The sequence below is a fragment of the Chromobacterium sp. W521 genome (genome assembly GCF_052805975.1).
Genome location: NZ_JBRBAF010000012.1, coordinates 72,373 through 86,250, shown reverse-complemented (window position 1 = coordinate 86,250; position 13,878 = coordinate 72,373). Strand labels below are relative to the sequence as shown.

13 protein-coding genes are annotated in these 13,878 nt (G+C 65.1%); 11 read left to right on the top strand and 2 right to left on the bottom strand.

Going from position 1 to position 13,878, the window contains the following annotated elements:
• The first annotated feature begins 4 nt into the window (after nt 1-4).
• The gene (locus tag ACUXV1_RS18805) at nt 5-763 is read left to right on the top strand and encodes a hypothetical protein (RefSeq protein ID WP_446016181.1); all 759 of its coding nucleotides are present in this window, start codon (nt 5-7) and stop codon (nt 761-763) included.
• Nucleotides 764-806: 43 nt separating this feature from the next.
• Here the strand turns inward: ACUXV1_RS18805 and ACUXV1_RS18800 are convergent, their stop codons facing one another.
• Nucleotides 807-2,150: a tyrosine-type recombinase/integrase gene (locus ACUXV1_RS18800; protein WP_446016182.1), complete on the bottom strand. Its 1,344-nt coding sequence runs from the start codon at nt 2,148-2,150 to the stop codon at nt 807-809.
• Nucleotides 2,151-2,589: 439 nt separating this feature from the next.
• On the opposite strand from ACUXV1_RS18800, the gene ACUXV1_RS18795 reads away from it, so the two are divergent.
• Nucleotides 2,590-3,423, top strand: coding sequence for a substrate-binding periplasmic protein (locus ACUXV1_RS18795; RefSeq protein ID WP_052370456.1), 834 nt, complete (start codon nt 2,590-2,592; stop codon nt 3,421-3,423).
• A 16-nt stretch (nt 3,424-3,439) separates the two neighbouring features.
• On the opposite strand, the gene recC is transcribed toward ACUXV1_RS18795, so the two are convergent.
• On the bottom strand, nt 3,440-6,649 hold the full coding sequence (gene recC, locus ACUXV1_RS18790; protein ID WP_446016184.1) for an exodeoxyribonuclease V subunit gamma: 3,210 nt from the start codon (nt 6,647-6,649) through the stop codon (nt 3,440-3,442).
• Between the two features lie 212 nt (nt 6,650-6,861).
• Here recC and ACUXV1_RS18785 point away from each other — a divergent pair, with 212 nt between their 5' ends.
• From ACUXV1_RS18785 to ubiT, 9 genes are all read left to right on the top strand, one after another.
• A complete protein-coding gene (locus ACUXV1_RS18785; RefSeq protein WP_446016185.1) occupies nt 6,862-7,293 on the top strand; it encodes a type IV pilin protein in 432 nt (143 codons plus the stop codon).
• Complete coding sequence (locus tag ACUXV1_RS18780; protein WP_446016186.1) at nt 7,290-7,790, top strand: prepilin-type N-terminal cleavage/methylation domain-containing protein; 501 nt, start codon at nt 7,290-7,292, stop codon at nt 7,788-7,790. Before ACUXV1_RS18785 ends, ACUXV1_RS18780 begins: the two co-directional genes overlap by 4 nt.
• A complete protein-coding gene (locus tag ACUXV1_RS18775) occupies nt 7,780-8,169 on the top strand; it encodes a hypothetical protein (protein ID WP_081556548.1) in 390 nt (129 codons plus the stop codon). The genes ACUXV1_RS18780 and ACUXV1_RS18775 overlap by 11 nt, the downstream gene beginning before the upstream one ends.
• Nucleotides 8,162-8,857, top strand: coding sequence for a hypothetical protein (locus tag ACUXV1_RS18770; protein ID WP_446016187.1), 696 nt, complete (start codon nt 8,162-8,164; stop codon nt 8,855-8,857). Before ACUXV1_RS18775 ends, ACUXV1_RS18770 begins: the two co-directional genes overlap by 8 nt.
• The gene (locus ACUXV1_RS18765; protein ID WP_446016188.1) at nt 8,854-10,854 is read left to right on the top strand and encodes a hypothetical protein; all 2,001 of its coding nucleotides are present in this window, start codon (nt 8,854-8,856) and stop codon (nt 10,852-10,854) included. Before ACUXV1_RS18770 ends, ACUXV1_RS18765 begins: the two co-directional genes overlap by 4 nt.
• A gap of 80 nt (nt 10,855-10,934) precedes the next feature.
• The gene (locus ACUXV1_RS18760; protein ID WP_081556545.1) at nt 10,935-11,321 is read left to right on the top strand and encodes a SirB2 family protein; all 387 of its coding nucleotides are present in this window, start codon (nt 10,935-10,937) and stop codon (nt 11,319-11,321) included.
• Between the two features lie 93 nt (nt 11,322-11,414).
• Complete coding sequence (gene ubiU / locus ACUXV1_RS18755; RefSeq protein WP_019102351.1) at nt 11,415-12,431, top strand: ubiquinone anaerobic biosynthesis protein UbiU; 1,017 nt, start codon at nt 11,415-11,417, stop codon at nt 12,429-12,431.
• 25 nt (nt 12,432-12,456) lie between these two features.
• Nucleotides 12,457-13,386, top strand: a complete 930-nt coding sequence (locus tag ACUXV1_RS18750) for a U32 family peptidase (protein ID WP_446016189.1) — start codon at nt 12,457-12,459, stop codon at nt 13,384-13,386.
• Complete coding sequence (gene ubiT, locus ACUXV1_RS18745) at nt 13,373-13,807, top strand: ubiquinone anaerobic biosynthesis accessory factor UbiT (protein ID WP_107732924.1); 435 nt, start codon at nt 13,373-13,375, stop codon at nt 13,805-13,807. The genes ACUXV1_RS18750 and ubiT overlap by 14 nt, the downstream gene beginning before the upstream one ends.
• Nucleotides 13,808-13,878 lie beyond the last annotated feature (71 nt).

The window sequence follows — 13,878 nt, the reverse complement described above, 5'->3', positions numbered from 1 at the left end:
TTATATGGGCAGCCCACAACCCCTATGGTATTTGGCGACTCATCACGCGGGAAAGAAGATCTGGGAGCCAGTAATTGAAACAATCGCCATAGATCCATCACACCCGCTGTTTGAAGCCTCCTGGCAACATCTGATGTTTGGTGGGGATGGAAAACGCGTTGCTCACTTTGTAGCAGCAATCGGTGCGGAGCATTTACAGAAAATATTCAGAGTCCTGATGGATCGAAAGCTGGAGACCAATGGCTGGTTCATGCCAGAGGCCTGGGAGGAGCTTTTCAAGCTTGCTCCAGATGAAGCAACTCGTAGCGTGTGGTTAGAGGAGATGGCGCTTCACGCTTCCAAGGTCCTAGATAACATTCTGGAAGTGAGGCAGTGGGTTCCGAAGGGTTATCAAACTGAGTTTTATAAGAAACTTAATGATTTTATTTACTTCCTAGTCTTGAGAAAAATGGATGAAATCTTCAATGAAGACGAGGGCGATGCTGGTGATGAACCGGGAATCGGTAGCGATGAAGATTCTGAGATCCTCAAGCAGGGTAAACTAATGGTGCTAGAGAAATTTATGGAGGCCATGAGAAAGCTGCTGGATCAATATCCCCCAAAGCTACTGGGAACCTATGAAGTGATAGACCGTAAGCTGGCCAGATTCGGATTTGTCGACGCTTCATTCCTGTCTGAATTGGAAAGTAAGCGACAGCTGCTGATAGCGGATCGTAACACACCAACTCCACACGAACCGGAAGTTGACTCGTGGGTGTGGTAATCCATGCATGCACGCAGCCCATCAGCCGCTGTTCGTTTGTAGATCAGGCTACATCGACTTGAAACTCGATTCCCGCCTGTTCCAGCATCCAAGACTCGATTTTGTCATGCCACTTCCGCAGCAAATCGAGAGGACGACGGCGATAATGCTTCTCGGCGATAGCTGACGGCTTGTGCCCCTGGATTTGCGCAACTACCCCGACCGGCACCTCAACCCATTCCGACAAAGTACCGAACGAGCGGCGAAGGCCATGCAACGTGACATGGGGAAGCTCCGCCTCGGCAAGTGCCTTGTTGTGCGCGATGCGGGGTTCAGCGATCTTGCCGTCCTCCGAAGTCTTGCTGGAGAACACCCATTCGGACGGCGCCCACGTCTCTCCTCGCTCGTTTAGGCGTGCGAGTTGCCGGCGATCCGGCGGCGTGTCGTTCAGCCGCTTCAAATTCATCAACAACGTCGCGAGATACGGAGTAAGGGGAATCGTCCTGCCACCGGTCCCCTCGACCTTGTCGTCCAGAACGAGGCTTCGCCAACGAAAATCGACATCATCCCAACGCAAGCCTGCCCATTCTTCACGACGAGCACCCGTGATCAACAATCCTTGCAGATAAGCGCTGATGATTGGGTTGGCGATATTGCGCACGGCGCGAAACCACGCCGCCAACTGTTCTCGCTGCAAACAATCAGCTTTTGTTGCGGGCTTGGTCAAATGCTCGCGAATCCGCTTGTTAGTGCATACCTCAGATGAAGCAAGACCCGCATAATCAGGTTGTTCTTGGCACCATGTGATAAATGTCCGCAGAAGCGAGAAAGCCAGCCGCGCTCTCGCCGGGCGCGCCTTCACCTCTTCCGCCAGCCACGAATCAACGGTCTCGCGAGTTAACTCGGACAAACGGAGTGCCAGCAACGGAGCTAGCGGGCCTGCAACAATTTGACGCCCGCCCTTTTTTGCCTGCCGCCCCCCCACCTCTGACAACCGCTGATGGTCCAAGTAATGCCGCTCCGACCACTTGTCCTTGCGCACCTCCAAGTATTGCTGCCAAGCCTCCAGGACAAGCAAATCCTGCCGCCGCGCCTCCGCACGGCGGGCTTCGTGAGCCACTTGCTGCTCTGCCCGTACTTCGCGGGGATCTTTGCCGTCGTCAATCAGTGTTCTAAGCCTTGCCGCCTCGGTGCGTGCGCGCCCCAGATCCCACGCACGGGCATCCCCGATGGTCACCCGGACTGTCTTGCCGAACAAACGAGATTCGAAAATGTAGGCTCGCGCGCCCGCTGCCGTGACACGCAACCCGAAGCCGGCCGTCTTCGCATCCCAGTAAATAGTTTGCTGCTTGCCCGGTTCGCATTGGAAGCTCTCAACCCGCGCCGCTGTGAAGTTCTGCTTGCTCACAATTCCCTCGTGTAGGCACTATGTAGGCAAATCCTAGGACAATCGATCCATCTCGGTCAATGAAAAAATCCGCGCAACTTGGCTAAAACCCTTTATTTATAAGGAAACAAGGTGCCTACACGGATGTCGTTCCACATGAACGGATGTTTAGTTCTTCGGAATCATAATCCGCAGGTCTGGGGTTCGAGTCCCTGATTCGCCACCAAAATGAAAAGGGTCAGCGCAAGCTGACCCTTTTCGCATTTCCGCCGCCCTCCGCCTCCCCTCCCAGAGCCGCACCTCGCAGAGAACCTCCCACACAGTACAAGTCGCACCCTCAGGAAGCGCAACGCAGGGTCAGGGGTGTTATGAGCGAGCCTTATCCACAGGCTGAAGCGAGAGCGTCAAGTTATCCCCAACCGCCCAGCTATAGTGAAGCATTTCCCGCTGGAGCCTAGCCATGCGCCGCCTGCAAGCCGGAACTCTCCGCGCCGCTGTCCACGGATTGATCTGCGCCGCGGCGCTATGCGTCGGCCTGGCTCAGGCCGCACCTCCGCTGACACCCAGCGTCTGCAGCCGGGAGTTGAGCGTAGGGTGGGACAGTTGGCCCCCATACCACTACCTGTCCGCGCGCCAACAGCTGGACGGCTACTCCGTCGCCGTGCTCAACGAAGCCGCTCGCCGGACCGGCTGCCGGCTCAACTATCAGCAGATGCCCTGGCCGCGGACCTTGCTGAGCCTGAAAAACGGATTGGTGGACCTGGCGATGGAAGCGCTGAAAACGCCGGAGCGCGAGTCTTTCGCCCGCTTCGTCTGGGCTTACAGCCCCACCACCGTGCGTTTGTGGGGCCTGCGCAGCCGCGTCGCGCAATGGCCGACGCACCGGCTGGAGGACCTGGGCAAGCACGGCAAGCTCATCCTCGGCGTCACCCGCGGCGATAGCTACGGGACGAATATAGACGCTTGGCTGAAACAGCCGCCGCCCACGGTCAGCGTGGATATCGGGCCGACTCTGGACATCAATGTCCAAAAACTGCGGGCCAAGCGGCTAGACCTGTTGCTGGCCAATAGCGCCACCATGCGCGCAGCGCTGCAGGCCCAGGCTACGGAACCGGAGGTCGTGCCGCTCGCTCCAGTCTGGAATACCGGAGGCGCTTATTTCATCTTCAGCAAAAGCAGCGTGCCGCGGCCGGTGGTGGAGGCCTTTCAGCAGGCCTTGACCAGCATGCGGCGGGACGGGGCGATCCAGGCCCTGTACCAGCAGCACTTCGAAGCGCCGTATCCGGAGGAATAAACCGGCGTCTGCCGCCTCAATCCTCGCCGCCGCCCTGCAGCCGTTCCGCCAGCGGCAGCAGCAGTGTTTCCGCCAATTGGGCGAACAGAGGGTCGTCCAGCGGCTGCTGATTGCGAAAGGCCAATGCGATCGCGGCCTCGTCCTTTTGCGCCATGCCGCCTTCGCGAACAAAGCTTGGATCCCACTTCTCCAGCGCCTTCTGCATCGCCTTGTCGCGCCGCTCCGGCTCCGCCGCCAAGGTCTCGGCGTAAGCCCAACTGGTGCGGCCGAACCAAGGCAAGGGCTGATCCTGGCCCTGGCGCCAGCGCGCCAGCCACGGCTCCAGCAAGGCCAGAGCCTCCGGCTCGTCCTCCAGCAGCAGGCTGCCGGTGTCGTCGTAGCAGACGGTGCGGCAAGCCACGCCAAGCGGCCGCGCCGCGCACAGAATCAGGTGGCTCAGCCACAGGGCCACGCGCTGGGCGGCGTTGATCTTGCCGACGACAAAGTCCAGCTGACCTTCGGGACGCAATCCGGTGAGCTCGCCCACCAGGGTGAGACCGGCCGCGTGCAGATGGACCGGCTGCGGCGGTAGAACGTCCCGGCTCAGAGCGGCCGGCAGCCGCGCCGCCAGCTTGACGCTGGAACGCGCCTCCTCCACCAGCCAGGCCCGGCCCAACGCGGCCGGGGGCAAGAGGCCGGCGGCGGCGACGCGCTCTCGCACCGGCGCTTGCGGACGGCGGTGCAACATGGCGTCCACAAGTTGCCTGCGCACCGCCTGGCTGGCGTCTCCGTCCACGGCAAAGGGCTCGCGCACCGGCAATTCCTCGTCGCCGCCAAACAGACGGATGGCAAGCCGGTCCGCGAGCCAAGCGCGCACCGGATTGCGCCAGAAGCGGATGAAGTCATGCAGATTGACCACGCCGCTGAGCGCAGCCGGCGGCAAAGCGCCGGCGAAGGAGCGTGGCGCGGCCTCCGGCTGCGACAAGGCCGCCGCGAAGGTGGGCTCGAAACTGGCCAGCCGCGGATCCGCGCCGTCGTAGGCGGCGGGCGAAAATGGCTGCAGCGGATGGCGCACCGTCAACGTCCGGCCGAGATCCTGGCCGCACATGGCGGAGAAGCAGTCCAGCAACTCGGCGATCAGCGGCGACGGCGGCAGGGTCTCTCCGCTGCGGGCGGACTGCCCCACATAGGACAAATACAGTTTTTCGCGCGCGGAGAGGATGGCCTCCAGAAACAGATAGCGGTCGTCGAAGCGGCGCGAGCGGTCGCCGCGGCGCGGATGGCGCGCCACCAGATCAAAGCTGACCGGGCGTTCGTCGCGCGGGTAAGCGCCGTCGTTCATGCCGATCAGACACAGCACGCGGAAGGGAATGGAGCGCATCGGCACCATCGCGCAGAAGGTGACGCCGCCGGAAAGAAAGCCCAGCGGAGAGGCCAGCGTGAGCTTGCGCTTGAGCCAATCCCGCACCACCGGCAAGCCCACCTGCTTTTCAAAACCGGCCAGCTCCGCGTCCTCCGCCAATTCCGCCAGCGCGCCACGCAGTACTTCCAGCGCTTTCTCGTCGTCAACGTCGGCGTCGAACAAACGCTCGCAAGCCTGCTGCATCCTCTCAGCCCACCGCGCCGGGCTGGCCGGGAGCGCCCACTCCTCCGCCGTGCATTCCAGTTCGCGGTAGCAAGCGGCGAAACGCCCCAGCGCTTCCGCCAGCTGGCCCTGAGCGCTGCTGTGCGGCAGCAGGCCGGCGTACAGACCGCTGTCGTCTCCGGCCAAGGCCGGCGGCAACACCGCGCCCAGCAACAGCCGGTCCAAACCCCAGCGCCAGGTAAACAAGGGGTCCGCCGGCAAGCCCAGCGCCGCCTTGTGCGCGGCGTCCCGCCCCCAGCGAATGCCAGCTTCACGCGCCCATTGACGCACAAAGGGCACGTCGGCGTCGTCCAAACCAAAGCGGCGCAGCAGCGCCGGCGCATCCAGCAAGGCCAACACCTGATCGGCGGCGAAGCGGGAGTCCGCCAGATCCAGCAAGGCGGCGTAGCTGGCCAGCAACGGCTCTTCCCGCGCGATGCGGCGGTCGGCGATGCTATAAGGGATATCCGGCGCCGCGTCCTCCTGCGGACGGGCGCCGAATACGGCGTCGATATAGGGCGCGTAACTATTGATGTCCGGTGTCAGCACCGCCACGTCGGCGGGATTGAGCCCCGGGTCGTCGCGGAACATCGCCAGCAAGCGGTCTTTCAACACCTCCAATTCGCGCATCGGCCCGTGGGCGGCGTGGATCTGCACCGAATCGTCGTCCGCCGCCAGCGGTCGCGGCGCGTCCTTGGGGTCGTTCAATTGCAGGATGTCGCGTTGCAGCCGCGCCAGCAGCGCATCGCCGCGCGGTGCCTCGAACAAGGGACGCGCATCCAACTCGCTGTCTTCGGCGATCAACTCGAAAAAATCTCGCCCCTGCTTGCCCAAGGAGGCCAATAAGGGATGGCCCTCGGTGGCGAACAAATCGCCCTTTTGCCTCAGCTTGAGCTTGCGGCGTGCGTCGACGATGTCGCCCCAATACGCCTCGCAGGGGTTGAGGGTGAACAGGCAGACATCGGTGAGTTGGGACAGCCGCTTGACCAGGGCCAGATACATGGGCGCCAGGCTGGCGATGCCGAACAGCGTCACGCGTTCCGGCAGGTGCTCGGCCTTCAGTTCAGCGAAGAATTCATCCAGCATGCGCACGCGATGGCGGCTGGAGTCGCTGTCTGCCAGCCGCCGCCACAGCGCGGCCTGCCAGGCTTCGTCCTCGCCCAAGCCCTGCAACTGGCCGGCTTCCCAGGCGCGGATCCAATCCGGCCGAAACACCAGATATTGGTCGAAGATGTCCGCCACTTTGCCGGCCAGCTCGAAACAGGCCACCTCGCCCCCCTCAAGATAACGCGACAACGCGAGAAAAGGCTCGCCCTCCAAGCTTGGCAACAGCTCCATCAGCCTCCAGCTCAGCACTTCCGGCGCAAACGAGGACTTGCGCGGCAGCTCCGGCATCACCCGCTGCATCAGCCTCCAAGCGAAGGCCGCCGGCAACACGAAGTCCAGATTAGCGGCCACGCCGTTGCTGCGCGCCAGGTCCAGCGTGATCCAGCGCCCCATGCCGCGGCTCTGCACGATCACGGTTTCCGGCGCGAACGGGTCGGACAGCGGCAAGCTCTGGCTCATTCCGCAAAAAAGCTGGCCCAATTGCTCCAAGCGGTTGGACTGGTAAAGAAGCAGCATGAGGGAATCGACGGGTGGTGAAATCAGGCCAAGTGTAGCATCCGCGGCCCGGATCGGCCGCATGCGCCGCGCGCGGCAGATTATGCCGCGTCCCTGTTCATCGTGAGCGGCTAGCCCCTCAATTGGATACTTACAAAGCATATTGATGCCAATCAATACCAATATAAATCCAATGCCGCTAAAATATGACATTTATTTAACGAGGCGATGTCGTGAGCGCGTCCGTCCGGCCTCAAGGCCATTCCGGCTTCACCCTGATCGAGATGATGGTAGTGGCCGCCATCGTCGGCATCCTGCTCTTGGTGGCGGTGCCGTCCTACCAGCGCCATGTGCAGGCGGCCAAGGCCAATACCGCCAAGAGCGACCTGATGGCCTTGAGCCTGGCCTTGGAAAACCACAAACTGCTGCACTTGGCTTATCCCGCCGCCAGCGCGGACGGCGCCAGCGCCATCCGCGCCGCGCTGGGCAACAACAGCTGGCAACCCGCTCAAACAGAATTCAACTACGGTTACCAACCGCAGAGCGGCAGCTTCCAGCTCACCGCCAGCGGCGTCGGCCCGCAGCTGTCCGGCTGCGTGCTGAAACTCAGCGGCGCCGATCACAGCGCCAACACCAGCACCTCCGCGTGCCAGACCCAATGGTGAGCCCTCCCCGCCGCCAGCGCGGCCTGACCCTGATGGAATTGTGCGCGACGCTGGCGCTGATCGGCCTGTTGGCCCTGCTGAGCGTGCCGCTGGCGCAAGGCTGGAGCGACGCCCACAAGCTGGCGCTGGCGCGCAGCCAGTTGGCACGGGCCTACGCCCAAACCCAGGCCGCGGCGCTGAGCAACCCGCAGGCGGCGCCGCCGGACCAAGCGGCCGCGGTATTGATGTCCAGCGCCGAAGGCCAGCTGTGCGTATTCGCCGGCGCGCCGGCCAGCGGCACCCAGGGCGAACGCTGCCACGGCGCGGCGCTGTGGCGCGCCGCCGCGCCGCGCCCGGTGACGCTGGGGACAAGTTGCCTGATGACGCCCGCCGCGCAATGCCTGGCCTTGAACAACCAGGGCCAGCCGCTGACGACGCAAGCGGCCGGCGTTGTCTGCGGCACACGGCCCGCCTACTGCATTCGCGGGACTCAACAGGAACTCAGCGGTGACTTATAAGGCGCAAAGCGGCATCAGCCTGCTGGAAAGCCTGATCGCCATGTTGCTGCTGATGCTGACCGGCCTGGGCATTGTTTTTGTCAATGCGCGCAGTCTGGGCAGCCAGCAGCAACTGCAACAACACGCGCTGGCCCTGAGCAAGGCGCGGGAACAGTTGCAACAAGGCGGCCTGCCCTGCGACAGCGCCGGCAACTGGCCGCTGGCCAGCGGCGTCAACGCCACCGCGCGGCTGGCCTGCCGTTCCGCGCCCGCGGTGACCTTGCGCGGACAAGCGCAAAACGGCGGCGCCGAGATCTCCGCCAAGGCCGCCCTGCGCGGCCAGACCTTGCAGCTGCAAGACGCGGCATCGTCCACTCTCACCCTGAGCAATCATGAATAAACGCGCCTCTGGCTTTAGCCTGCTGGAGCTGCTGATCGGCATGCTGCTGGCGCTGATCACCACCCTGGCGATGCTGACCCTGTATCGACAGACCGCGCGCAGCGTGTTCGACCCGGACCAAGGCAGCGCCAAGCTGGCGCAGCGGGACAGCCAGCTGATGGCGGCCTTGCTTAGCGTGCAGCAGCAGGCGCAGGAAGCCGGCTTCGGCGCCGGCGGCGGCCGCGAGCAGAACCTGCTATTGCTGTCGATAAGCGATTTGCGCCTGAACGCCGACGGCGTCGTCACCGCGCTCAGCGCCGCGCCGGTGGCCTCCGGCAACGGCAACGCCGCGGTGTGGCGCTACCGCCCGCAGCTGGACGCCAGCGCTTACGCCTGCCGCGGCGTGGCCCGGCTGGGCGAAGCCGGCCAGAACAGCGTCGTGTACCAGCTGCAAGCCGACGACTGCGCCGTCATCTCAGACGCTCTAAGCCAGCCTTCGCAATGGCGGGCGCGGGCGCTGACCGGCCCGCTGCCGCCGCGCCATAGGCTCAACATGGCTTTGCGGCTGGAGCAACCCTGCTGGCCCTATGCGGCGGCAACGGCGGCGAGCCAGACCTTTCCCCAGCTGCTGCTCAATTACGACAACACACAGCAAGGCGAGAGCCGCAGCTTCGCCAGTTGCCTGACTAATCTGGCGGCCCCCTCATGAAGGCTCGCTCCCTCCCGCCGCGCCGGCAACGCGGCGTCGCCGCGGTGCTGATGGTGCTGCTCACCGGCATGGCCCTGACCGCGCTGGCCCTGGGCGGCATGCACCACCTGCGCGGCCAGCAGGAACTGACCCGCTCCTTGCGCGGCAATAGCGAAGCGCAGTGGCGCGCCTGGACCGGCGCGGAACTGGTACGGCAATACCTGTCGGCGCTGACGCCGGCGCAACTGAAGGCGCTGGAACAGGACGGCGCCGCGCTGAGCCTGGACCGCGCCAGCTTGCCGCTTGCAAGCCAGGGGCTGGCCGACGCCCTCCAGATCAAACTGCTGCCGGCGCCGCGCGCCGGCGGCGCCGTGGTCGACGACGACAAAGCGGCCGCCTGGATCACCGCTCGCAGCGGCGACGCCACGGTGACGCTGGAGGTGGTTTACCAATTAAACGGCGCGCCGCCGCCTCCGACCGCCAACGCCGCGGCGCAAATCCGCGGCGGCCTGTCCACCAGCGGCAATATTGTGGTCACCGGCGCCAAAGACGCGCTGCTGCAAGTGGAGGGCGCGGTGGACACCAGCGGCAGCCTGACCGGCGTCAGCGCGATCCAGGCCACCGGCGACATCCTGTTCCAGGGCAATCCGGCCCGCGGCGACGGCCAGGCCCCGCTCAGCCTGTGGAGCAACGGCGACATCCGCGTCAACAGCGGCCAGTTTCTGACGCTGAAAGCGCGCGGCAACATCACCATGGGCAATGGCAGCGATGTGGAAACCGCCGCCGCCAACGGCGCGGTCAGCAGCAGCGGCGAGCGGGTGGGCCGGCTGACGGCCATCGGCGACGTGACGTTGGCCGGCAACGTCGCCATTTCCGCCCAATTGCTGAGCCAGGGGGATGTGCGCTCCAGCAGCAGCAACCGGCTGAACGCGCTGCGCGCCCAGGGCCTGCTGGACACCCGCGGCAACGCCAACATCGACGACGGCATCATTGGCGGCGCTTTCACCCACAACGGCGCGCAGATCTTCGACGCCGCCGGCCAGCCGCGCCAAGCGCCGCCGAACACCGTGCGGGTGCGCCACCAAGCCGGCTTGAAAGTGCCGCTGGAGCCCGTGCCGGAATTCCGCCTCGGCGCTACCCGCATCAATGCCAACGATTACCGCGACGCCGCCAACCTCATCGTCTACTGGGACCCGGCGGACCGCTCCGCCGACGCGCTGCAGCGCATCCGGATCCGGCTGCAACACGTCGCCGGCGTGCCGGACGGCGCGGTCTACCGCCTGGGCCGGCAGCGGGCAGACGACTGGCAGCGCAATGATCTGTGTCCAGCCTTGCAGGCCGACGGCAGGCGCTGCGCGACGGTGACCGGCCAGCCGGTTTTGCGTCTGTGCGAAAGCGATGCGGAAAGCTGCCTCGCCGGCAGCAATGCGCAGCAATGGCTGCTGCGCCTCAAACCGCCGCTGGGCATGCTGCCCGGCGTGGTGCTGTTCGAAGGCAATCTGTCGCTGTACGGCCGGCTGGACAACACCCTCCTTGCCACCGGCCACATCGAAACCAGCAGCAATGTCGAACTGTGGAGCCTGCGCCAGGCCGGCGCGGCGCGCGTATGCCGCAGCGCGGACTTCCCGGGCGTCTATCCGCTGAACCATTGCGGCGCGGACCGGAATTCGCTGCGCGAATCCCCTCTGCTCGGCATCGCCTTGCTGGCCGGCGGCTACGATGCGGCCCAAGCTTTCAGCGGCGGCAAGATCAAGCTGGGCGCCAGCAATCGGATACACGGCGCGGTGCTGGCCGGCGACACGCTGGACACCGCCGGCAGCACGCATATCTACGGCCCTGTCAGCGCGGCGCTGCAAAGCCGGCCGCCCGGCGCTCCGCCGCCGAACCGGCCGCTGAACAGCCTGGGCGCGGAAACCGTGATCGACATCAGCGGTCAGAACGGTTTGCCGGGCGACGGCGGCGGCACGCCGAACCCGCAAACAGGCGCGGCGCGGGTATTATGGGCGCGCTATCGTTAAGCGCGCTCAAGCCCTAAAGCTTGCCCAAGGTTTCACCAAGCGCAGCGGACATTCAACAGGTTTTTAACTTCCGGACGCCTATGTATCCTTATCTGATCGTCAAACACGCCCACATGGGCTTCGCCTATCTGTCGATTCTCTTGTTCGCCGTGCGCGGCGGCCTGATGCTGGGCGGCAAACAGCACCTCCTGGCGCTGAAGCCGGTGCGCATCCTGCCCCACGTCATCGACACCCTGCTGCTGGGCTGTGCCATCGCGCTGGTGGTCATGGGCGGCTGGCCCATCCTGCAAAGCCCGTGGCTGCTGGCCAAGGTCGTGGGCCTGGTGCTCTACGTGGCGCTGGGCACCATCGCGCTGCGCCGCGGCAAAACGCCGCAAACCCGGCTGATCGCCTTCCTCTGCGCGCTGGCCGCGGTGTTCTACATCGTGCTGGTGGCCAAGACCAAGATGGTGGTGCCCTTCCTCTGATTCTCCAGGCGCCCGGCCTGCGCTTGACCCAGAACAAGGCCCCGCGACGCGGGGCTTGTTATCGTCGGCGGGTTTTAAACCGGACCGACCAAGATGGCTCTGCACACATCCCTGCCCGAGCTGGTCTGCCCCGCCGGCAGCCTGCCGGCGCTCAAGGCCGCGGTGGACAACGGCGCCGACACCGTTTACCTGGGCCTGAAAAACCAGACCAACGCCCGCAATTTCGCCGGGCTGAATTTCGACGACGCCAGCGCGCGCGAAGGCATCGCCTATGCGCATCGCCACGGTCGCAAAGTGCTGCTGGCGATCAACACCTTCGCCCAAGGCGCAGACGCCGGCCGCTGGCGCGCGGCGGTGGACCAAGGCGCGGCCCTGGGCGCCGACGCGCTGATCCTGGCCGACCTGGGCCTGATGGCCTACGCCGCAGAACGCCACCCTGAATTGCGCCTGCACATGTCGGTGCAGAGCTCGGCCACTAATTACGAAGCCATCAATCTGGCGCGCGACATGTTCGGCATCCGCCGCGCCGTGCTCCCTCGGGTGCTGACCCTGGATCAAGTGCGCCACGTGATCGAACACACCGACGTCGAAATCGAAGTCTTCGGCTTCGGCAGCCTGTGCGTGATGGTGGAAGGCCGCTGTCAGCTGTCCAGCTACGCCACCGGCGAATCGCCCAACACACACGGGGTGTGCTCGCCGGCGAAATTCGTGCGCTGGGAACCGGACGAGCGGCGCATGAACGCCCGCCTCAACCACATCCTGATCGACAGCTACCGCGACGACGAACCCGCCGGCTACCCCACGCTGTGCAAGGGCCGCTTCCAGGTGCGCGACGAAACCTATTACGCGCTGGAAGAACCCACCAGCCTCAATGTGCTGGACATGCTGCCGCAAATCATCGCCAGCGGCGTGGCCGCCATCAAGGTGGAAGGTCGCCAGCGCAGCCCGGCCTACGTGGCTCAGGTGACGCGAGCGCTGCGCGAAGCGCTGGATGCCGCCGGCCGCGACGGCGCGCGCTTCCAGGCGCGCCCGGCCTGGCACCAGGCGCTGAACAAGGTGTCGGAAGGACAGCAGCAGACGCTGGGCGCCTACAACCGGCCGTGGAAATGAGCGCCGCCCCCATGGAAAACCGACAATGACAACCCTCAATCTGCAATTGACGCTGGGGCCTGTGCTGTTCTTCTGGCCGCGCGACACCCTGCTGGACTTCTACGCCTCCGCCGCCGACTGGCCGCTGGACCGGATTTATCTGGGCGAAGTGGTGTGCTCGCGCCGCCAGCAGATGCGGCCGCAGGACTGGATCTCGCTAGCGCGCGACCTGGCCGCCGCCGGCAAACGCGTCACCCTCAGCTGTCAGGCGCTGCTGGAAAGCGAATCCGACCTGCGCCGCGCGCGCCAGCTGGCCGCCAACGGCGACATCGCGCTGGAAGCCAACGACCTGGGCGCGATCAAGCTGGCCCGCGAACACGGCCTGCCCTTCGTCGCCGGCCCGCACCTCAACATCTACAACGCCGACACCCTGAAGCTGATCCGCGACTGGGGCGCCGAGCGCTGGGTGCCGCCGGTGGAAATGGACCGCGCCACCTTGGCTCAACTGCTGGCCCGCTACGCCGAGATCGGCGCGCCGATCGCCACCGAGTTGTTCGCCTGGGGCAAGCTGCCGCTGGCGCTCTCCGCGCGGTGCTTCACCGCCCGTCATTACAATCTGAGCAAGGACGACTGCCAGTTCCGTTGCCTGGAACACCCGGACGGGCTGATCATGCGCACCCAGGACCAGCAGGACTTCCTCACCCTCAACGGCATCCAGACCCTGTCCGCCGGCTGCCATAGCCTGCTGCCGCATCTGCGCGGCCTGTCCGCCATCGGCGTCGACGCCGTGCGCGTCAGCCCGCAGTCGCGCGCCACCGGCGACATCGTCGCCCTGTTCCGCCAAGCGCTGGACGGCGCCGACCCGGACGCGCTGCTGTCCGCCAGCAGCCGCCACGCCGACTCCGAACTGGTGGACGGCTATTGGCGCGGCCAGGCCGGCAACCAAGCCATAGGAGCCTCCCATGCGCATTCCTGATCTAGCCCTGCCCTCCGCCGCCGCGGCGCTGCTGTCCCGGCTGCCGGCCGCGCCGCCGGCCTGGCTGCTGGCCGCCAGCCTCAATCAACTGGCCCGGCGCGGCGTGCTGCCCGCGGACATGGCGCTGTTGACCGGCCGCCGCTTCGCCATCCGCGTGCTGGACGCCGGCCTCACCCTGCGCTTCCGCGCCGACGAGCAAGGCTTCCGCCGCGACCAGGAAGACCACGCGCCGGATTTGCAGCTCTCCGCCACGCTGGCCGACTTCGCCCGGATGATGCTGCGCGAGGAAGACCCGGACACGCTGTTTTTTCACCGCAAACTGCTGATTGAAGGCGACACCGAGTTGGGGCTCATCGTCAAGAACCTGCTGGACAGCGTGGACTGGAGCGCCACGCCGCTGGGGCGCTTCATGGCCGTTTAATCACCTGTTAAACGTCTCGCGAGCAAAGGCGAAAACGAGCGAAAAAGCGGAATACACGAGCGGTGCATGAT